The organism is Gillisella vitis, assembly GCF_001541345.2.
Lineage (GTDB): Bacteria > Pseudomonadota > Alphaproteobacteria > Rhizobiales > Rhizobiaceae > Allorhizobium > Allorhizobium vitis.
Genome location: NZ_LMVL02000004.1, coordinates 363,293 through 382,085, shown reverse-complemented (window position 1 = coordinate 382,085; position 18,793 = coordinate 363,293). Strand labels below are relative to the sequence as shown.

Annotated in this window: 18 protein-coding genes; 7 read left to right on the top strand and 11 right to left on the bottom strand. The window is 59.0% G+C overall.

Annotated features, from left to right (window positions below; translation table 11 throughout):
• Nucleotides 1-26: 26 nt before the first annotated feature.
• Nucleotides 27-956: a LysR family transcriptional regulator gene (locus ASB66_RS16495; RefSeq protein WP_015917153.1), complete on the bottom strand. Its 930-nt coding sequence runs from the start codon at nucleotides 954-956 to the stop codon at nucleotides 27-29.
• Between the two features lie 547 nt (nucleotides 957-1,503).
• On the opposite strand from ASB66_RS16495, the gene odc2 reads away from it, so the two are divergent.
• Complete coding sequence (gene odc2 / locus ASB66_RS16490; protein WP_015917152.1) at nucleotides 1,504-2,637, top strand: ornithine/lysine decarboxylase; 1,134 nt, start codon at nucleotides 1,504-1,506, stop codon at nucleotides 2,635-2,637.
• 75 nt (nucleotides 2,638-2,712) lie between these two features.
• Nucleotides 2,713-3,303, top strand: coding sequence for a GNAT family N-acetyltransferase (locus ASB66_RS16485; RefSeq protein WP_060718310.1), 591 nt, complete (start codon nucleotides 2,713-2,715; stop codon nucleotides 3,301-3,303).
• 69 nt (nucleotides 3,304-3,372) lie between these two features.
• Here the strand turns inward: ASB66_RS16485 and ASB66_RS16480 are convergent, their stop codons facing one another.
• Together ASB66_RS16480 and ASB66_RS16475 are read right to left on the bottom strand one after the other, a co-directional pair.
• A complete protein-coding gene (locus tag ASB66_RS16480) occupies nucleotides 3,373-4,737 on the bottom strand; it encodes a cytochrome-c peroxidase (RefSeq protein WP_060718309.1) in 1,365 nt (454 codons plus the stop codon).
• Nucleotides 4,738-4,777: 40 nt separating this feature from the next.
• Nucleotides 4,778-6,358 carry a phospholipase C gene (locus tag ASB66_RS16475; protein ID WP_234613010.1) on the bottom strand — a complete coding sequence of 527 codons (1,581 nt, stop codon included), beginning with the start codon at nucleotides 6,356-6,358 and terminating at the stop codon, nucleotides 4,778-4,780.
• A gap of 468 nt (nucleotides 6,359-6,826) precedes the next feature.
• Here ASB66_RS16475 and ASB66_RS16470 point away from each other — a divergent pair, with 468 nt between their 5' ends.
• Nucleotides 6,827-7,528, top strand: a complete 702-nt coding sequence (locus ASB66_RS16470) for an OmpW/AlkL family protein (RefSeq protein ID WP_060718307.1) — start codon at nucleotides 6,827-6,829, stop codon at nucleotides 7,526-7,528.
• Between the two features lie 101 nt (nucleotides 7,529-7,629).
• On the opposite strand, the gene ASB66_RS16465 is transcribed toward ASB66_RS16470, so the two are convergent.
• The 4 genes from ASB66_RS16465 to ASB66_RS16450 form a co-directional block, all read right to left on the bottom strand.
• Nucleotides 7,630-9,435 carry a methyl-accepting chemotaxis protein gene (locus ASB66_RS16465; protein ID WP_060718306.1) on the bottom strand — a complete coding sequence of 602 codons (1,806 nt, stop codon included), beginning with the start codon at nucleotides 9,433-9,435 and terminating at the stop codon, nucleotides 7,630-7,632.
• A gap of 351 nt (nucleotides 9,436-9,786) precedes the next feature.
• Nucleotides 9,787-10,773 (bottom strand): WD40 repeat domain-containing protein, encoded by a 987-nt coding sequence (locus ASB66_RS16460; RefSeq protein WP_060718305.1) that lies wholly within the window; start codon nucleotides 10,771-10,773, stop codon nucleotides 9,787-9,789.
• A 55-nt stretch (nucleotides 10,774-10,828) separates the two neighbouring features.
• Nucleotides 10,829-11,938 carry a CobW family GTP-binding protein gene (locus ASB66_RS16455; RefSeq protein ID WP_060718304.1) on the bottom strand — a complete coding sequence of 370 codons (1,110 nt, stop codon included), beginning with the start codon at nucleotides 11,936-11,938 and terminating at the stop codon, nucleotides 10,829-10,831.
• Nucleotides 11,939-11,986: 48 nt separating this feature from the next.
• The gene (locus tag ASB66_RS16450; RefSeq protein WP_060718303.1) at nucleotides 11,987-12,808 is read right to left on the bottom strand and encodes a creatininase family protein; all 822 of its coding nucleotides are present in this window, start codon (nucleotides 12,806-12,808) and stop codon (nucleotides 11,987-11,989) included.
• An 89-nt stretch (nucleotides 12,809-12,897) separates the two neighbouring features.
• Between ASB66_RS16450 and ASB66_RS16445 the strand changes: the two genes are divergently transcribed.
• The 3 genes from ASB66_RS16445 (at nucleotide 12,898) to ASB66_RS16435 (ending at nucleotide 15,545) form a co-directional block, all read left to right on the top strand.
• Complete coding sequence (locus ASB66_RS16445) at nucleotides 12,898-13,440, top strand: MarR family winged helix-turn-helix transcriptional regulator (protein ID WP_060718302.1); 543 nt, start codon at nucleotides 12,898-12,900, stop codon at nucleotides 13,438-13,440.
• Between the two features lie 107 nt (nucleotides 13,441-13,547).
• Nucleotides 13,548-14,570, top strand: a complete 1,023-nt coding sequence (locus tag ASB66_RS16440) for a LacI family DNA-binding transcriptional regulator (protein WP_060718301.1) — start codon at nucleotides 13,548-13,550, stop codon at nucleotides 14,568-14,570.
• A gap of 15 nt (nucleotides 14,571-14,585) precedes the next feature.
• Nucleotides 14,586-15,545, top strand: a complete 960-nt coding sequence (locus ASB66_RS16435; RefSeq protein WP_060718300.1) for a 2-hydroxyacid dehydrogenase — start codon at nucleotides 14,586-14,588, stop codon at nucleotides 15,543-15,545.
• A 2-nt stretch (nucleotides 15,546-15,547) separates the two neighbouring features.
• Here the strand turns inward: ASB66_RS16435 and ASB66_RS16430 are convergent, their stop codons facing one another.
• Complete coding sequence (locus tag ASB66_RS16430; protein WP_060718497.1) at nucleotides 15,548-16,312, bottom strand: gamma-glutamyl-gamma-aminobutyrate hydrolase family protein; 765 nt, start codon at nucleotides 16,310-16,312, stop codon at nucleotides 15,548-15,550.
• 201 nt (nucleotides 16,313-16,513) lie between these two features.
• Between ASB66_RS16430 and ASB66_RS16425 the strand changes: the two genes are divergently transcribed.
• Nucleotides 16,514-17,620: a TRAP transporter substrate-binding protein gene (locus ASB66_RS16425; RefSeq protein ID WP_060718299.1), complete on the top strand. Its 1,107-nt coding sequence runs from the start codon at nucleotides 16,514-16,516 to the stop codon at nucleotides 17,618-17,620.
• Nucleotides 17,621-17,760: 140 nt separating this feature from the next.
• Here the strand turns inward: ASB66_RS16425 and ASB66_RS16420 are convergent, their stop codons facing one another.
• The 3 genes from ASB66_RS16420 to ASB66_RS16410 form a co-directional block, all read right to left on the bottom strand.
• Nucleotides 17,761-18,051: a type II toxin-antitoxin system RelE family toxin gene (locus ASB66_RS16420; protein ID WP_060718298.1), complete on the bottom strand. Its 291-nt coding sequence runs from the start codon at nucleotides 18,049-18,051 to the stop codon at nucleotides 17,761-17,763.
• Nucleotides 18,041-18,289 (bottom strand): type II toxin-antitoxin system Phd/YefM family antitoxin, encoded by a 249-nt coding sequence (locus tag ASB66_RS16415; RefSeq protein WP_015917134.1) that lies wholly within the window; start codon nucleotides 18,287-18,289, stop codon nucleotides 18,041-18,043. Before ASB66_RS16415 ends, ASB66_RS16420 begins: the two co-directional genes overlap by 11 nt.
• A gap of 99 nt (nucleotides 18,290-18,388) precedes the next feature.
• Nucleotides 18,389-18,781 carry a winged helix-turn-helix transcriptional regulator gene (locus ASB66_RS16410; protein ID WP_060718297.1) on the bottom strand — a complete coding sequence of 131 codons (393 nt, stop codon included), beginning with the start codon at nucleotides 18,779-18,781 and terminating at the stop codon, nucleotides 18,389-18,391.
• Nucleotides 18,782-18,793 lie beyond the last annotated feature (12 nt).

Below are 18,793 nucleotides of genomic sequence, written 5' to 3'. Positions count from 1 at the left end.
TTTATGAAACTGGCGCCTGCCTGCCGTCACTCCGAAGGCGGCGTCCCTTGTTTGGGCTGGCATGTGCCGTTGCGTTTGAACCAATTGTGCATGAAGTCCACGAGCGCTCGGACCTTGGCGGGCAGGTAGCGGCGATGCGGGTAGACCGCATAGATCCCGCTGCCGGAGGGCATGTAATCCTCAAAGATCGAAATCAGTGCGCCGCTTTCGATATGTCTGCGGGCGACGAAATCCGGCAGGAGGGCGATGCCGAGACCCGAAAGCGCGCCGCGCAGCGTGGTCTGGGGACTATTGACCTCCAGCGGCCCGGAAATATTGACGGTAAAGGCCTCGCCATCCGGCTGGCGCAGGCGCAGGCTGTTGTGTCCCCGGGTATTGGTATCGATCAACACCGGCACCTTGGACAGATCCTGCGGATGGGTGAGGGGACCATATTTCTCCAGAAAAACCGGGCTGGCGCAGGCATAACTCCTGAAATCCGCCAGCTTGCGGGCAATCATCCCTGAATCCTCCAGTTTGGTGACGCGGATGGCTAAGTCGAAGCCTTCCTCGATCAGGTCAACGAACCGGTCTTCGGCAACGATCTCGATGGAAAGATCGGGATGTTGCAGGGCAAAATCGATCAGCGATTGGCCGACTTCGGCATCGGTGAAGCTGCGTGGCACGGTGATGCGAATCTTGCCGCTGATGCCGACATTGTTCTCGCGCACCAGATCGGCCAGATTGTCGATCTCTTTCAGAATGTCGGCGGCGCTGCGATAATAGGTGTGACCGGCCTCAGTCATGGAAAACTGCCGTGTGGTGCGATTGAGAAGCAGTGCCCCCAATTCGTCCTCCAGCTCGCGGACATATTTAGACAGCAGCGCCTTGGAGCGCCCGGTCTTGCGGGCGGCAGCAGAAAAGCCTTCCGCTTCAACGACATCGATGAAGGCGCGGATGCGGGTTAAGGTGTCCAAGAGAGCCTCTCAGGATTGTTTGTATGTGGGGTGAACAATAGTCCCACTTCGTTCAATAATAAAACACATAAAAAATGAAGCGGGCTTGCAAAAACCGCTTGATTATGACGGCGAGTTTTCTTATCTCCGTCTTGCCCAAAGTCGCACGTGCCTGTGGGTGTCCGCCGATCCTCGATGTGGTGAGGAAATCGGTAAGGTACCTGGAATTAACCCCTCCAGTCGTTATCCCGGCCAACCGGGAAATGCGAGGACACCTTGAAGCAACGACGGTGCGGGCCTTTCTAGTCTCTGCCGGCTTTCCATCAGCCGGGGTCACTGAAGAGGCACACCATCATTGCCGGAAGTGCGGTCGGGTTCCCCAACCAATCCATGGCAGACAAAGCGGATTGATGCTCTCAGGCAAGAGGGCGTTGATCCATCGCCCGCGTTAGAGTGTTTGTACGGTACCAGTGTCTCCACCGACTGGTTTCGAGCGAGGTCTCGGCGCACTTTGTCCATCCGGAACTCTTTGGGTTCCGGTAACCTTTGTACTATGGAAGGGATCGCCATGACCACCGCTCGCATCCTCGACTTCATCAACACCCAGCGTCCTGAAGGCCCTTGCCTCGTCGTGGATCTTGATGTCGTGCGCGATAATTATGGCGCATTCCGCCACGCCCTGCCAGACAGCGCCATCTACTATGCCGTCAAGGCAAACCCGGAGCCGGCAATCCTGTCGCTGCTCGCATCGCTCGGCTCCAACTTCGATTGCGCCTCCGTGGCCGAAATCGAAATGGCGCTTGCTGCCGGTGCGACCGCCCAGCGGATTTCGTTTGGCAATACCATCAAGAAGGAACGGGATATTGCCAAGGCGCACGCGCTCGGCATCAACCTGTTTGCCGTCGATAGCCATGAGGAAGTCGAAAAGATCGCCCGCGCCGCTCCCGGCGCTCGCGTATTCTGCCGCGTCCTGACCGATGGCGAAGGCGCCGAATGGCCTTTGTCGCGCAAGTTCGGCTGCGTGCCGCAGATGGCCGTCGACGTTCTGGTCTATGCCCACCAGCATGGCCTGGAAAGCTTCGGCGTGTCCTTCCATGTCGGCTCGCAGATGACCAAGGTCGATGCCTGGGATGCAGCGCTGGGCGATGCCAAGCGGGTGTTCGCACAGCTGGCCAAGCAGGGCATCTACCTGCAAATGGTCAACATGGGCGGTGGTTTTCCGACCAAGTACCTGCGCGACATTCCGTCTGCCGAAGCCTATGGCCAGGCCATCAACGCCTCGCTGAAGAAGCATTTCGGCAACAACATTCCGCAGACCATCATTGAGCCCGGTCGCGGCATGGTTGGTAATGCCGGTGTGATCAAGGCGGAAGTGGTGCTGATCTCGAAGAAGTCCGACAATGACGCCCATCGCTGGGTGTTCCTTGACATCGGCAAGTTCGGCGGTCTGGCGGAAACCATGGACGAAGCGATCCGTTACCCGATCCGCACGGCCCATGACGGCGACGAAATGGAGCCTTGCGTGTTGGCTGGCCCGACCTGCGATAGCGCTGATGTCATGTATGAAAAGAACATGTATCCGCTGCCGCTGTCGCTGACCATCGGCGATGATGTGCTGATTGAAGGTACCGGCGCCTATACCACCACCTATTCGGCGGTGGCCTTCAACGGTTTCGAACCGCTGAAAGCCTATGTGATCTGATCGTGCGCCTGCCGGCTGAATAGCCCGGCAGGATTGCTCTCTCACCATTTACGCTCTTTTGCACAGGAGGTCGCCATGACCGCTGTTATCAACACCGTGCGCGCTTTTTTTGCGCAGCCCGCTTTCAAGATCGATGCTGAAACCCCCGCCGATGTCGTGGCGCGCGAGGCGTTGCTGGACCGTGCCATGGGGCCGGATCGCCGCACGAAGTCGTCTGAAAAGATCCGCCGTGGCCGTGTGCCTGCCGAAGGGCTGGCGCTGGTGGCGCGTGACCGCAAGGGCCATGTAATCGGCACCGTGCGCTTGTGGAATATCGAGGCTGGCGTCAACGCTGAAGGCCAGGTTATCGATGCCCTGCTGCTCGGGCCGTTGGCCGTCGATGCCGCGCATGAAGGCAAGGGCGTTGGCTCGCAGCTGATGCGCGCCGCCCTGATGGAAGCCAAGACCCGTGGTCATGGTGCCGTGCTGCTGGTCGGCGATGCCGCTTATTACGAGCGCTTCGGCTTCTTTGCCGCGAAAACCATGCATCTTGTCATGCCGGGCCCCTTTGCCCGCGATCGTTTCCTCGGGCTGGAACTGATCCACGGCTGGCTGGACGGCGCTGTCGGCATGATCTCAGCTTCCGGACGCAAGCTGACCGCACCGGCCCGTCGCAAGGCGGCATAAGCAGTTTTTGAAATACGTCCTCGGTCCCAGTCAGACCGAGGATGGTGCGCAGCAATATAGAGCGGCGGCCTAGCGTTGCTGCGCACCCCATCCATCCGTCAGTGTTTTCAGAAAAGCCACGACATCGCCAATTTCGGTCTCGTTCAATGCGGGCGGTTGGCCGGGCTTGCGGTCCATGGGCGCATCGATCACATCGATATTGCCTCTATAGGCTTCCGGCATGTCGTTGAATTTGTCGATGCTGCCATCCGGATTTTTCGGATAGATGCTGGCCGGATCGGTGTCCCGGGCCACATAAAAGCGAGTGGCCTCCTCCAGTGTGCGATAAACGCCATTGTGGAAATAGACGCCGCGCTCAGCGACATTGCGCAGGGTGGGAGTCTTGAACAACCCGCAATTTTGCGGCTGGGCGGAAAATTCGTCATGGCGCATTGGCCCGCAAATGCCGAGATCGAAATAGAGCCGGTCGGCATTGGCGGGAATATCAGGATTGCGCGGCACGCCGAGCGCCTCGAATTCATAATCGGTAAAGGCTGGCATCTGCCCATCGCCGCCGCTCTTATCCAGGTGGCAGGAGGCGCAATTGCCCTTTTTCGGATCATCGAACAAGGCGAGCCCACGCTGTTCAGCCGGGGTGAGCTGCGCCTGTCCGCGCAGATAGGCATCGTATTTGCTGGAATAGGAATGGAAGGACGGCTCTTCCACCTGATAGCGGGCCAATGCAAAGCCGATTTCCGACAAGGCCATGGATTGGTCCTCGGTGATCTGTCTTCCGAACAGGGCCGTGAGCTTGGCGCCATATTCGGCTTTGATTTTGTCATAGAGTGCCTCCGCATCGCTATTGGCCATTTCAAACGGCGACAAAAGCGGCCCCAACGCCTGGTCTTCCAGACTGTCGGCGCGCCCATCCCAGAACATGCCACCCTGGGGAACGGCATTGTCGGCGGCGGCCACGGCTTTGACGAGAGGTTGGCCAGCGACCGGCCCGGCGATCATCGCAGTTTGCGCGGCAAGTGCCGTGCCGGAAGCTTCGGCCATCGGCGAGGCTTCCTGCGCTTCCTCGGCGGCATTTTCAGCTCCAACCGAGAAAGCAGGCGTGGCGATCTTGTAGGCAAGGCTCGGCACGGGGCGGATGCCCGGAAGGTTGAGATCGGGTCCGCCCATCTGCACCGCCTGCGTGTTGGCCGGAGCGTAATGATGGGCCGGATCATGGCACGTCGCACAGGACATTTTGCCGCTGCCTGACAGGCTCTGGTCGAAAAACAACGCCCTGCCCAATTGTGCCACGGCGCTGAGCTGGACGGGTGCGCCGGTTTGGCCCCGTGTGGGGTTTTCCGACAATGTCTGGGCCGCCCTGCCTAAGCCTGCAAAGCTCAGGCTCAACAGGGCGAGCGCCAGCAGCGGCAGGCGGGATTTTTCGTCAAACAATGCCATGAACTGCCGCTCTCGGTTTCCCACTTTTCGGCCCGATTCACTAGCTTTTCAGGCCGGTCTTCGGATCGACGATAAGCGTATCGCTGCGGGCATGGGACCAATCGAACATGCCATTCAGCGACCCGGCGATGGCATCGAAGGAGCCGCCGCCCAGCCTTTGCCCAGCCATCCAGTTATCCTCGATAAACCGCATGACCGAGGTCTGGTCAGTCAGGGTGTGGTCGACATAGTTTTGCTTGGCATAAGGCGAGATCACCAGCAATGGCTGGCGCGTGCCATAGCCGCAACGGCCCTGGACGGGCTGGCCATTGATGCCGGGTAAGGGCGTTCCGGTGCCGCAGGCCGTGCCGTTCAGCACGTCATAGCCTTTGACCGGAATGCTGGACGGATTGACGACGTTATGGGCGTGGTCGTACCAGCCGTCGGAATCGTCATAAAGCAATACGATAGCGGTATCTTTCCACTCCGGCGATTGCTGAAGTTTGTTGACGACATTGGCAACGAATTCCTGCTCGTCGAGCGGGTCGGAATAGCCGGCATGACCGTCCTGATAGGCGGGCGCCTTCAGGAAACTGACGGCGGGCAGAGTGCCGTTGCTCAACACCGCATAGAAATCATTGATGTCATACTGGTGGTTGGCGCCGCCGTCCTGGCTGGTGCCGATGGCGGCAACCGAACTCGGGCGGATATGCTGGGGATTGGCGGTCGAGGGATAATATTGGAAGGGTTGGTGGTGGGGAATGTAATCGACTTCATCGACCTTGGTGATTGCCGATGTCGTCGTGCGCTTGCATCCGGTCGTGCCATTGGGATTGTTGAGTGTCAGATCGAAGCCGCCCTCGAAAAAGCCCCAGGTCAGGCCCTTGTCGTTCAGGAGGTCGCCGATATTGCGTCCGGTCATCAGGGCTGTCTGGCCTTTCGAGCAGACATCACCGGTGGGGTCGAGATCGGAAATCATCGTCCAGCCGCCATTGCCATCAGGCACGACTTCGCCCTTGGCATAGGTGCCGTCCTTTTCCAGCGTGTAGCCGGGCGGCAGGGTCACGCCATTGGTCTGGCCGGACACGAGGTTGATGGCGCCGGGGGTGGAGGGGCCGAAATTGGTGGAGAATGACCGGTCGTTCAAGGCAAAATTCTGTGCGTAGTTCCACAGCGCCGTAACGGTATTGCCGTCATAATAGCCCATGACCTGGCCTTTGGTGCCAAAGGCGCCAGCCGCGCCCTTGGTGCCGCGCCCGGTATTGGCGGGAAACAGGTCCATGGCGAAATTGTCATAGGCGGCCTGTTCGGCGGTATAACCATGGTTCTGCGAATTGGTGGCGGCCTGGGTGCGATCGAGACGGAACGGGGCGGTGGCATCGGGGCCATTGCCCGGATTGGTCTTGTTGGGATTGTCCTCCAGCAGACCGGCATGGGCCAGCGTATCGATATCCGCAGGCGTCTGCGGCGCGGCGGTAAAGGCAGGCTCACCCTCGACATTGGCAGCTTGCGGATAGGTCGCGAAATAATGGTCGAAGGCGACGTTTTCCTGGAAGATCACCACCAGATGCTTGATCGGCGTTGCGGTGTTGACCTCAGCCGCCGCCGAGGCGGTGGGGGTGAGACAGAGAGACGCAGACATGAGAATTGAACCGGCACACATGTTTAGATGCCGAGGGTGAAGGGGCATGACCATATCCTTTACGAGGATCCGCGGAGGGGAAGCTAACATCGGCGGAGTGGCAAGACGATAGGAAGCGTTTTTAACAGTTCCGTGACGGAAAATGACGTGTCTCGCTCCAATTGCCGCCCGGCCACTCACAAGTGGGTGATAGGAGGCATCGATGAGAAATACCCCTTCCTATTCCGGTTGTGCGCGAGCACGTGAGCAACCTCTTTCGGCTTGGTCGAAGGATGGTCTTGCTCCAAAGGAAATTGATAGGAATCAAAAACATGATGCATGGAAGCCACACTCCATACTTGAATATCGGCGGTGTTTCGCAAGGTTGTGTTTTCTTGATTTGTCTCAAGGACGGTGATGCCCGGTCACCGATAATCGATTGCAATGCGGCAGGGGGACCTGCTGACCAATTGATAAAGGAGAGACGACATGTCAACGAACCGCACCCTTGGCTTGATAGCGCTTGCGCCCCTTGCTGTCGCATCGCTGTCTTTGGCAACGCCGATGGCCTCAGCGGCGGATTTGACGGCGGCGGCAAGCGCTCCGCAAGCCGAATCGCTGCTGACGCCCTACAGCCCCTGGCAGGTTCGTGCCCGTGCGCTGGCCGTAGTGCCCAATGATGGCGGCTCGGTGGATGGTATTGGCGGTTCCGACCTGTCCTATAGCAACAGCGTCACGCCGGAAGTGGATTTCAGTTATTTCTTCAATCGCAACATCGCTGCCGAACTCATTCTCGGCACGACTTCAGCGAACGTCAATGCCGGGGGCTCGATCGGTAGCTTGGGCAAGCTCGGCAAGGTCTGGATCCTGCCGCCAACGGTGACGCTGCAATATCACTTCACCGATTTCGGCAAGTTCCAGCCCTATATCGGCGCGGGCGTCAACTATACGATGTTCTACAATCAGTCGGCGACCGGCTCCGCCACCAAGCTCGATGTCAAGAACACCTTCGGTGCCGCAGTACAGGTCGGTTTCGACTACATGATCAACGACAAGTGGGGCGTTAACTTCGACGTCAAGAAATACTATCTGCGTCCGGATTTCGAAGCGACCGTTGGCGGCTCCAAGGTCAAGGGCACGGCCAAGCTTGATCCATGGCTGATCGGCGCCGGTGTGACGTACCGTTTCTGAACGACGGGCGAAGAGACTGGACAATGGCGACTCTCGTGGTCGCCATTGTCCGTTTCGATCTCTCATTTGGCTGCACTCACGCAAGAATGCGCGTTTTGCCCTCACGCTGCCCGAGCCACGGGCGTGGCCGGTAGCTGGAAGCGGTTGACGAGGGTTACAAGAGAGATGGCACCGTCGGCCAGTGTCTGGCTGATGGCATTGGTTTCTTCGACCATGGCGGCATTCTGCTGGGTCATATGGTCGAGGCTGTTAACCGAACTGCTGATCTGCTGGAGGCCGATTGCCTGTTCTTCGGCGGCCTTGGCGATCGCATCGATATTATCATCGATTTTGGTGACAAAGCCGCCAATCTGGGTCAGGGCATCGCCCGCAGTTCCCACCAGTTTCACGCCGCTTGCCACTTCCGTGCTGGAACGATCCACCAGCGATTTGATCTGCTTGGCAGCGCCCGCCGAGCGCTGGGCCAGTTCGCGCACTTCCTGGGCAACCACCGCAAAGCCCTTACCAGCTTCCCCGGCGCGAGCGGCTTCCACACCGGCGTTCAGCGCCAGGAGATTGGTCTGGAAGGCGATCTCATCGATCACCCCGATGATCGTGCCGATTTCACCGGAGACGGTTTCAATCCGCTGCATGGCGGTAATGGCATTGTTCACCACCACATTGGAGGCCGTCGTGCAGTCACGAGCATCTCTCACCAGGCTGCGGGTTTCGCGGGTTCTTGTGGTCGAGGCCTTCACGGTCGAGGCGACCTCTTCGAGAGCCGCGGCGGTTTCTTCAAGGGCGGCGGCCTGTTGCTCGGTGCGCTTGGCCAGGCTGTCGGCGGCGTCCCGCATCTCGCGGCTATTGGTTTGCAGATAACCGGTCTCGTCGAGAACCTGCTTCAGAGTGGTCTGAAGCGTCAGGATGGAGTCGTTGAAATCGCTGCGAAGCACGTCGAAACGGGCATCGAACGGTGTGTCGAGCGTGGTGCGCATGTTGCATTCGGCCAACCGATGCAGACCGTCGCCAAGTTCTTCGACCACGCGGCGCAGGGCTTGCGCCTCGGCGGCACGCTCGGCCTCGCGCTGCCGGCGCTGCTCTTCCGTGCTGGCGCGGCTGGCATCGGCCTCTTGCTCCAGGCGGCGTTTTTCCAGCCCGGCATCGCGAAAGATCGACAGGGCATGGGCGATCTCGCCGATTTCATCGGTGCGGGTGCCGTAGGGAGGAGGTGTATCGAGGTTGCCATGGGCCATGGCGGTCATGGCCGTGGTCATATGGCGCAGCGGTGACAGGGCGCGGCGTTGAACAATGACAATCGAGGCGAGGCTGAGGAGGATCAGCGCGCTTCCGAGCGCATAGCTGACGGTTTCGCGCGATGCGGTCTCCGTGGCGGCTTCGGTTTCCCGTAGCTTACCATAGGTATTTCCCATATCGACCAACTGATTAACGGCGGCCTCATGGATGTGAAACCGCTCCTTCAATTCATTGAGGGCGGCCGTCAGCTTGGCCGGATCAGTGCCGCTCAGGGCCGGAATGACCGCTTGATCCATTTGCGCCCAAAAGGCATCGCCCTTCACCAGAACATCCTGCTGCAACTTGCTGCGCAGAGCATCAGGCAGGGTTGTGCCTTTCCAATAGTCCCGGCGTTCCTGATACTGGCTTTTCAGCAGTTTCAGGCGCTCGACATTGATAGCGGCCATATCCGGCTGAAGGGCTGCCTCATTGGTCAGGGAATAAGCCTCGACCAGATACAGCGGCGGCGGCAGGATATCGGCGATCAGGTCCTTGCTGTCGACGATCTGCTGATAGATCGGTCCGTTGACCTTCAGCCGCTGGAGGGTCTGCATGGCGGTCGCGAGTGTGATGACGACTCCGACGGCAAGGATCACGCCGGAAATGATCACCGTGGAGGATATGCTGAGCTTCATAGTTGTCGTCCGCAGAAAGTGATATCGGGAGGAGCAGATCACGCGGACGAAAGCGTCGAGGTGATGTGGCCAGGTTATGGTCTAAAGTTGAACACATCGCTTATTTTTCAAGAGCGCTTTAAAAAGCATATTTATTTTAGTTTCCGGTTGGTTATGTTTTCCTTAAAATTTGAATCTATTGCATAATTCTTTAAATCGGCATCAGATAACGAGAAAATTATGCATTAAATATAATGATCTACAGGAACCTTTGCGCGTCATATATGGCGTGCGGCGCTGTAGTTGATTTCAATACTAAAAAACCAGGGCATTACCCCTGGTTTGCTCGTCGTAATTGTTTTTTACTTGAGATCAGCCGGCGATATCTATCACGCCGCAATCGCCAGCGTCAGATCCGAAGGCCAGCAGCTTGCCACTGGCGCTCCAGCCCAGGCTTGTGATCGCACCCTTGCCCGGACGGCGCAACAGCGCCTCCTTGCCATCGGCCAGGCGCACCGCCAGCACCATGCCGTCGATATAGCCAATGGCCAGCACCTCTTCCGCGGGATGGAAGGCGACCTGGGTGACCATGATATTGGCGCGTGTTCCGAGCTCCTGCGGGGCCTTGCCCATCGGGCCGTCCTTGGAGGCAAAGGGCCAGACGATCGCAGCAGGGGCACCTGACGAGGCGAGCCATTTGCCCTTGGCCGACCAGGAGATCGACTTCACCTTGGCGGGATAGCCGGTCATGCGCATATGGCGGGTATCGCTGCCGGCACCATCCAGCTTCCAGCCATGCAAGGCATTTTCCTGCATAGTGGTGACGACGAAACGGTTGTCGGGCGAAAAACTGACGCCGGTATGGGCGCCCTTCCATTCCAGATCGACCGGCTTGCCCTCGGCTGCGGCAAAGCGCAACGTCACGCCATTGTAGCGGGAAATGGCGATGCGCAAGCCCTTGGGGGCAAAAGCGAGACCCTCGACCGAGCGCTCCTCCTCATAGGTGTGCACAGCGCCGCTTGCCAACCGCACGAAGGCGGATTTGCCATAACCATAGGCGACCGCGCCTTGCGGTCCGGCAGCGACCACGGAAATCCACTTGCGCGGCGCGTGCGCCAGTTCCGTGACCGTGCCATCATGAGCGATGCGCAGCACTTTGCCGTCCTCGCCGCCGGTCAAAAGCGTCTGGTTATGGTCGTCCTTGATGGCGGTCAGCAGGCCCGACCCGGTTTCGGTGACCTGCTCGCCGCCATCCAGACGGTGAACGGCGCCAGCCGCCGTGACGAAAACCGGAATGTCTCCAAGGAAGGCCGCGGTCAGTACGTGGCCTTCCAGATCGAGCGGGGCAACAGTCGGCATCAGGCAGTCTTTCCGGTATGGTTGTCAGGGTTTGGCAGCAGGGAAGGGATAAGCTTCATGCCGCAGCCTCGCAGGCCTTGAAGCTGTTCTCCAGCTTCTCGCGGTCCAGTTCCCGGCCGATGAACACCAGACGGCTTTCATGCTTTTCGCCATCTTTCCATGGCCGCTGGTGGTCGCCCTCGATAATCATGTGAACGCCCTGCACCACATAGCGCTCGGCATCGCCCTTGAAAGCGATAATACCCTTTAGGCGCAGGATATTCGGACCATCGGTCTGGGTGATCTTCTGAATCCAGGGGAAGAAGCGGTCCGGGTTCATTTCGCCACCGCGCAGCGATATCGAGGTGACGGTCACATCATGAATAGGCGAGGGACCGTGGTCATGGTGGTGATGTCCATGGTCATGTCCATGATCGTGATGATGGTGGTCATGCCCGTGGTCGTGATGATGATGATCGTGTCCATGGTCATGGTCGCAATCGGGGCCGCAGACATGATCGTCGTCTTCATGGCTCAGGAAGTGCGGATCGTTTTCCAGCGCCCGTTCCAGGTTAAAGGCGCCCTGGTTCAGCACTTTCGTCAGGTCCACGCCAGAGCGGGTGGTGGTGTAGATCCGGGCCGAAGGATTGATGGCGCGAACGATATCCTCGATCCGGTGCAATTCCTCATGGGTGACGAGATCGGCCTTGTTGATGACAACGACATCGGCAAAGGCAATCTGGTCTTCGGCTTCGCGGCTGTCTTTCAGGCGCAATGGCAGGTGCTTGGCATCGACAAGGGCGACGACGGCATCCAGCTCGGTCTTGGCGCGCACATCGTCATCCATGAAGAAGGTCTGGGCGACCGGCACCGGATCGGCAAGGCCGGTGGTTTCGACAATGATACCGTCGAAACGGTCGGGACGGCGCATCAGGCCTTCAACGACCCGGATCAGATCGCCGCGCACCGTGCAGCAGACGCAGCCATTGTTCATCTCATAGATTTCTTCGTCCGATTCGACGATCAGATCATTGTCGATGCCGATTTCGCCGAATTCATTGACGATGACAGCGTATTTCTTGCCGTGGTTTTCCGACAGAATCCGGTTGAGAAGCGTGGTCTTGCCTGCGCCGAGATAGCCGGTCAGCACGGTAACGGGTGTGGGTTTTACGGCTGCTTCACTCATGGGAACCTCGATGATTGGAAGGCAGCATCGCGCCGCCCTGTAACTATATTACCCCATATAGGACGAGTGGGGTGGCAGTTCAAAGGCTTTCTCGATATCAAAGTCATGGATATCAGACAGGAGCTCCACAAGTCCGTGAACGGCATGGGAAAGCAGGTTTTCGCCTTTTTCTGCCGTTGCCACACTGGCATTTCCGGCCACGCCCAGCGGATTGAGGTCCGACATTTTCCAGCCAAAGGCATGAGGACCATAGGCGCGCAGATGGGTGAAGCGGGCGGCAAACTCGCTTTGCCGGGACGAGAAATTCTCAGCCTTGTCCATCGCCACCAGGTCTGGACGCAGTGCCAGCATGACCGAGGTTTCGATATCGCCGCCATGAATGTCGATGGCCTTATCTTGCGGCGCGATCAGGCCTTCCGGCTGGCCGAAGCGGGTCCAGCTGGTGGCAACCGCCAGCATGGAAAAGCGGATGCGCGCTTCGGTGGCGACAACGGTCATCAAGGGCGAATTGCCGCCATGGGCGTTGAGCATCATCAGCTTGCGAATGCCTTGGCGGCTGAGGCTTTCGGCGATGCCAAGCCAGCGCTCCACGGCTTCGCTGAAGGTCAGCGTGCGCGTACCGGCCACATCCATGTGCTCGACGGAATAGCCGACCGGCTCAACCGGCAGGAAAGTGACGGGCAGGGTGTTGGGCAAGGCTGAAATCAACCGGTCGATGACCCCCTGCGCTATGATCGTGTCTGTTTCAAAGGGCAGATGCGGGCCATGCTGTTCATGGGCGCCGAGCGGCAGGACGGCAATCCAATCTGCCCGGTCGGCGGGCGTGAGGGCAGGGTCGTTGCGCTCGAAATGCGGTTCTGGATGGGGCATCTGGTTTACTGGCCTGTTTTTGTCTATGCATCATATGCGTGACATGAGCGCCTGTGACAACAGCGCTTTCTTTCGACCGCGGGGGTAGCATGGCTAAAAAAGATAAGACCGAGAAAAAGAAGAAATCCGGCAAGTCCAAAGACGAGGGGAAGCAGGCGAAACTTGGCTTGAGTGGCGAGTTGGGCATGGCAATTACCCAGGCGTCACGCAGTTTTCGCACGGTGCAGACCCGGCTTTTGACCGGCAGCGGGCTCTATTCCGGTCAGGAGGGCGTGGTGCTGCTGCTGGCTGAGGAGGAAGGGTTGACGCCCGGTCTTCTGGCGCAGCGCCTTGGCGTCAAGGCGCCGACCATGACCCGCACCATCGGGCGCATGGAGGCGCAGGGCTTTGTCGAACGGCGCGGCTCGGATGCCGATGGCCGCCAGACAAAGGTTTTCCTGACGCCAATCGGTCGTGCCACGGTGGAAAAGATCGCCGATGCCAATGGGGCGGTGGAGCGCAAGGCAACCCGTGGCCTCAGCAGCAAGGACGTAAAAGTGCTGATGAAGCTGCTTGCCGCCATTGATGCCAACCTGCTTGCGCCCGCGGATGCGACGCGGCCCGACCTTGCCGAAGAACCCTTGGACGACTGATTGTCGGCGACCATTCTTCCGCCCTTGCCATGGCGCGTTCAACGTTTTAATTAAACTGTTTAAATGCGTTGAAGCCGGCCTGTTAAAGTTCGGCAGAGGGGGGAGCCGTGGCGCAAAAGATCAAGCTATCGACCATTGCCGAAAGTCTCGGCCTGTCTACCGCCACGGTGTCGCTCGCCTTGCGAGACAGTCCGCTGGTGGCGGCAGATACCCGCGAGAAGATCAAGGACCAGGCCCGGCTGCTTGGCTATATCTATAACCGCCGCGCCGCCAGCCTGCGCACCTCGCGCTCCGGCATTATCGGTGTCGTCGTCCATGACATCATGAACCCGTTTTACGGCGAAATTCTGAAAGCCATTGAAAGCGAGCTGGACCGCAGCCGCCAGACTTTCATTCTGTCCAACCATTACGATTCGGTGGAAAAGCAGCGGACCTTCATTGAAACGCTGCTGCAATTGGGCGGTGACGGCGTGATCATGTCGCCTGCCATCGGTTCGCCGCCGGAAGACATCATGCTGGCCGAAGACAACGGCATGCCGGCCATTCTGATTGCCCGCTCCATGGATGGGCTGGCCCTGCCGACCTATCGCGGCGATGACAGCTACGGCATTTCGCTGGCCACCAACCACCTGATTGGGCTTGGCCACCGCGTCATCGCCATGGTTGGCGGCACCGACCAGACCTCGACCGGGCGCGACCGTTACCAGGGCTATGTCAACGCCTTGCGTAAGGCGGGCATTGCGGTTGATCCCAATCTGCGCATTCCCGGACCGCGCACCAAGCAGGGCGGTTTCGAGGCGGCGGTGAACTTCCTGTCGCTGCCGCAAAAGCCGACAGCGGCGGTGTGCTGGAACGATCTGGTCGCTATCGGGTTGATGAATGGTGTTTCGCGCGCCGGGCTGGTGCCGGGCCGCGACATATCCGTCACTGGTTACGACGATCTGGAAGAAGCATCGATCGCTACACCGGCACTGACCACGGTGTCAAACGGACAGGCGGAAGTCGGCAGGCTTGCGGCGCGCGCGCTTCTGGATAAGCTGGCGGGCAGCCATGAGCCGGATGGTATTCACCTGATCAAGCCTGAAATGCGTATCCGCCAATCGACCGGCCCCATTAAACATCGAGACTGATAGAGATTTGATCCCATGACCGATAAGCCCGTTATTCTCATTCCCGGAAAGATCCATCCGCGCGTGCTGGAGCGTTTGCAGCCTGGTTTTGAACTGGTGCAGACCCCGCCCGGCCAGCCCGTGAGCTTAAGCGATGCTGACGCCGCTCGCGTGCGGGGCATTGCCATTGCCGGTGCCGTGCCGGGTGCCCTGATCGAAAGCCTGCCGAAGCTGGAAATCATTGCCAATTTCGGCGTCGGCTATGACGGGGTGGATGTGGCAAAAGCTGCGTCCAAAAATGTTATCGTTACCAACACGCCTGACGTGCTGGATGATGAAGTGGCCGATACGACGATTGCGCTGCTGCTCAACACGATCCGGCAATTTTATCAGGCGGAAAGCTATCTGCGGGCCGGGCGCTGGCAGAATGAGGGACCGTTTACGTTGTCACCGCTGTCGCTGCGGGGCCGCCATGTCGGGCTCTACGGATTGGGTCGGATCGGTGGTGAAATCGCCAGCCGATTACAGCCGTTCAAGGTCAAGATCAGTTACCACACCCGCAGCCCGAAGCCCGGTGTGCCCTATGATTATCATGCGTCGCTGACGGATCTGGCCCAGGCTGTCGATACGCTGATCTGCATCGTACCGAAAACGCCGGAAACCCATAAGGCGATCAATGCCGACGTGCTGAAGGCGCTGGGGCCGAACGGGGTGTTCATCAGCGTCGGGCGTGGCTGGAGCGTCGATGAACCGGCGCTGATCTCAGCCTTGAAGGACGGCACGATTGCCGCTGCCGGGATGGATGTGTTCTACGAGGAACCGAAAGTCCCGGCCGAATTCCTCGATCTGCCCAATGTGTCGCTGCTGCCGCATGTCGCCTCCGCCTCGGTGCCGACCCGTAACGCCATGGCCGATCTGGTGGCGGATAACCTGATCGGCTGGTTTGAAAACGGTGCAGTCAAGACACCGGTGCCAGAAACACCCGTCAAAAAGTAACCTCAGGCGGCGAGGGCTTTCGCCGCCGCATACTCCCTTGCCGCCGCCCCAAATGCTTCAAACAGGGCGCGGGACGGCGCATCGGTTTCGGCCCAATATTCCGGGTGCCACTGCACGCCGACGGCAAAACCCTTGGCATCGATGACAGACACCGCTTCGATGGTGCCGTCATCAGCCAGCGCTTCGGCCTGGAGCCTTGGGGCAAGATCGGAAATCGCCTGGCGATGCAGGGAGTTGATCTGGATCGTCCCTGCTGTGCCGAGATAGCGGGCGATGCAGGAGCCTTCGCGCACCTCCACCGGCTGGCGGATCGAATAGGCGAGGTCGCGATCTGATGTCGGTGGCTTGCGGTGATCCCAGGTGCCGGGCTGATCTTGGATTTCAGAGGCCAGCGTGCCGCCCAGCGCCACGTTCAACTCCTGAATACCCCGGCAGATCGCCAGCAGTGGAATCCCGCGCTCGATGGCGCGGCGGATCAGCGGCAGCGAGGTCGCATCACGGGCCAGGTCGAAGGGGCCGTCGCTGTCGCGGGCTTCGCGGCCATAGAGCGAGGGATGGACATTGCTGGGCGAACCGGAAATCACCACGCCATCTACCCGGTCAAGCACCGCCTCGATATCCGCGCCGGTTTCCAGAGCGGGAATAATAACCGGCATGGCTCCGGCCACGGTCAGGGTCGCCTTGACATATTGGTCCAGCACGCAATGCCAATTGGACCCTTCAATGGCACGGAAATCGGCGGGAATGGCGACAAGCGGCTTGGACATCGATGGCTCCAGAATAGCGGTTCTGAGCATCTGTTTTGCGCTGTTTGTTGTCCAAGTCAACGATAGGCCTCATCTGTCTTCAACTTTAGCCTAAACTGATAAGGCTGCCCGCTTGCCACCGTCCAAGCAACATGATTACCTTCGAATTGCCTTCCTGGAGGGGAATGGTAAGGGGAATCAGCATTCAATCGGGAGGACTCTATGGATCGTCGTGGATTTTTGAAGAAGGCCGGTGTCGCAGGGGCCGGCTCGCTCGGGGCTATTGCCTTGGCGGCACCCGCTATTGCCCAGCAGGCACCGAAAATCAATTGGCGACTGACCTCGTCCTTCCCCAAATCGCTGGACACGATTTATGGCGGCGCTGAGGATATCGCGGCGCGTGTGGCGGCGGCAACCGATGGCAATTTCACCATCCAGGTGTTTGCGGCAGGCGAAGTGGTGCCGGGCTTGCAGGCCGCCGACGCGGTTGGCGCTGGTACGGTGGAAATGTGCCATACCTGCTCCTATTACTATGTCGGCAAGGACCCGACCTTTGCAATTGGCACGGCCATTCCCTTCGGGTTGAATGCGCGGCTCACCAATGCCTGGTTCTATCAGGGCAATGGCAATACGCTGCTCAACGAATTCTACGCAAAGCACAATCTCTATGGCATGGTGGCTGGCAATACCGGCGCGCAGATGGGCGGCTGGTTCCGCCGCGAAATCAACACCGTCGATGACCTCAAGGGCGTAAAAATGCGCATTGCCGGCCTGGCGGGCAAGGTTCTCGAAAAGCTGGGCGGCGTGCCACAGCAGATTGCTGGCGGCGATATCTATCCGGCGCTGGAAAAAGGCACGATTGACGCCGCCGAATGGATCGGTCCCTATGACGACCACAAGCTCGGCTTCTACAAGGTGGCGAAATATTACTACTATCCCGCCTTCTGGGAGGGTGGCCCGGCCATTCACGCCTTCGTCAATCTCGCCAAATGGAGCGAACTGCCGAAAGCCTACCAGACCGTGCTTCAGGATGCCTGCGCCTTCGCCAATACCAATATGATGGCGAAATACGACCTGAAGAATCCGGTGGCGATCAAGCAGATCGTTTCGGAAGGCACGACGCTGAAACCTTTCAGCCAAGACATCCTCGACGCCTGCTTCAAAGCATCCATGGAAGTCTACGCCGAAATCTCCGCCAAGAACCCGGATTTCAAGAAAGTCTACGACGATCAGGTCGCCTTCAAGAAGGAAGCCTATCTGTGGATGCAGCTGGCGGAATATACCTATGATACGTTCATGATGATCCAGCAGCGCGGCGGCAAGTTGTAAGGGTTGTTGCGCTTGCTATAGTTTGAATATTAGCGTCTTTCCGTGGGGATATCCCCCCTCTGCCCTGTCGGACAGAGGGGGGAATCACGCGTAAAAACGCTTATGCCGTGTGCTGCCAATTCCAGTTTCTTGCACGGTCCCTAAAGCACACTTCGATCAGCGGCGGCTTTATACACGCCGGAACGATCCCGCCTGCCGACCGCCACTACGACAATGATGATGTCTTTATCGCGCACTTCATAAACCAGCCGATAGCCAGCGCCGCGTAGCTTGATCTTGTAACGATCCTTGGCGCCAGAGAGTTGTGCGGAGGGTAGGCGCGGGTTGGTGCAACGTTCGGCGAGCTTCTTCTTGAACTGCTCTCTGACGCTATGATCGAGCTTTCGCCATTCTTTCAGCGCGGCATCGACAAATGCCAGCTCATAGCTCATCCAGCGTGACCTTCACGACGCGATCATTCGCCCGCGCATCGGCAATGGCATTGAGTTCGAGATCGTCCAGCCGTTCGATCATGGCTTCATAGGCTGACGCTGGAACGCAATAGAAGGCTGGTTCGTTGCGATTGAGAATAGCCACCGCCGCCCCATCGCCTGCGGCGACCGTCCCCATCGGGTTCTTTTTCAGCTCAGACACGCTGGCCGTCACTTCGGCAAGGACAATGTGGGTCATGGTATTGTTCCGTGGTTCATTATGAGTGCTATTACTGGCACCGTTTTAAGTGTTTTTCAAGTTTTCAAAAAGCATTGTGACCGTCTGAACTTCTCAACTTTACCCTTCTGAAGCCTCCCGCCGTGACCCCGGCCTTGGCCGCAATGCATCCAGCGCGTCGGCATTATCGCGGCCCCAGGCGTAGAGCATCTCGACCGGCTCGATAAACCGGCTGCCGAGGGGTGTCAGCCGGTATTCGACGGCGGGTGGAATGGTGGCCTGGACGTGGCGGGAGATCAGGCCGCTGGCCTCCATGTCGCGCAGTGTCTGGGTCAGCATTTTCTTGGAAATACCGGGCAGGCTGCGCAGCAGCACGCCGGTGCGCGCCTCGCCCCCATGGCGGGCATGCAGGGTGTGCAGCACCATGCTGGTCCATTTGGTGGAAAACAGTTCGAGTACGCGGCGCGGGGCGCAATCTTCGCGCCACTCAGTTTCGGGCGTTCCTGGGTGCATGGTGGTTACCTC

Excerpts from the sequence above, each read along its gene's own strand:
- ASB66_RS16425 (WP_060718299.1), top strand. The coding sequence starts at position 16,514 with ATGGATCGTCGTGGATTTTTGAAGAAGGCCGGTGTCGCAGGGGCCGGC.
- ASB66_RS16460 (WP_060718305.1), bottom strand. The coding sequence starts at position 10,773 with ATGCCGACTGTTGCCCCGCTCGATCTGGAAGGCCACGTACTGACCGCG.
- ASB66_RS16435 (WP_060718300.1), top strand. The coding sequence starts at position 14,586 with ATGACCGATAAGCCCGTTATTCTCATTCCCGGAAAGATCCATCCGCGC.
- ASB66_RS16430 (WP_060718497.1), bottom strand. The coding sequence starts at position 16,312 with ATGTCCAAGCCGCTTGTCGCCATTCCCGCCGATTTCCGTGCCATTGAA.
- ASB66_RS16415 (WP_015917134.1), bottom strand. The coding sequence starts at position 18,289 with ATGACCCACATTGTCCTTGCCGAAGTGACGGCCAGCGTGTCTGAGCTG.
- ASB66_RS16445 (WP_060718302.1), top strand. The coding sequence starts at position 12,898 with ATGGCTAAAAAAGATAAGACCGAGAAAAAGAAGAAATCCGGCAAGTCC.
- ASB66_RS16455 (WP_060718304.1), bottom strand. The coding sequence starts at position 11,938 with ATGAGTGAAGCAGCCGTAAAACCCACACCCGTTACCGTGCTGACCGGC.
- ASB66_RS16410 (WP_060718297.1), bottom strand. The coding sequence starts at position 18,781 with ATGCACCCAGGAACGCCCGAAACTGAGTGGCGCGAAGATTGCGCCCCG.
- ASB66_RS16450 (WP_060718303.1), bottom strand. The coding sequence starts at position 12,808 with ATGCCCCATCCAGAACCGCATTTCGAGCGCAACGACCCTGCCCTCACG.
- ASB66_RS16485 (WP_060718310.1), top strand. The coding sequence starts at position 2,713 with ATGACCGCTGTTATCAACACCGTGCGCGCTTTTTTTGCGCAGCCCGCT.
- ASB66_RS16420 (WP_060718298.1), bottom strand. The coding sequence starts at position 18,051 with ATGAGCTATGAGCTGGCATTTGTCGATGCCGCGCTGAAAGAATGGCGA.
- ASB66_RS16480 (WP_060718309.1), bottom strand. The coding sequence starts at position 4,737 with ATGGCATTGTTTGACGAAAAATCCCGCCTGCCGCTGCTGGCGCTCGCC.
- ASB66_RS16470 (WP_060718307.1), top strand. The coding sequence starts at position 6,827 with ATGTCAACGAACCGCACCCTTGGCTTGATAGCGCTTGCGCCCCTTGCT.
- ASB66_RS16465 (WP_060718306.1), bottom strand. The coding sequence starts at position 9,435 with ATGAAGCTCAGCATATCCTCCACGGTGATCATTTCCGGCGTGATCCTT.
- ASB66_RS16475 (WP_234613010.1), bottom strand. The coding sequence starts at position 6,358 with ATGTCTGCGTCTCTCTGTCTCACCCCCACCGCCTCGGCGGCGGCTGAG.
- odc2 (WP_015917152.1), top strand. The coding sequence starts at position 1,504 with ATGACCACCGCTCGCATCCTCGACTTCATCAACACCCAGCGTCCTGAA.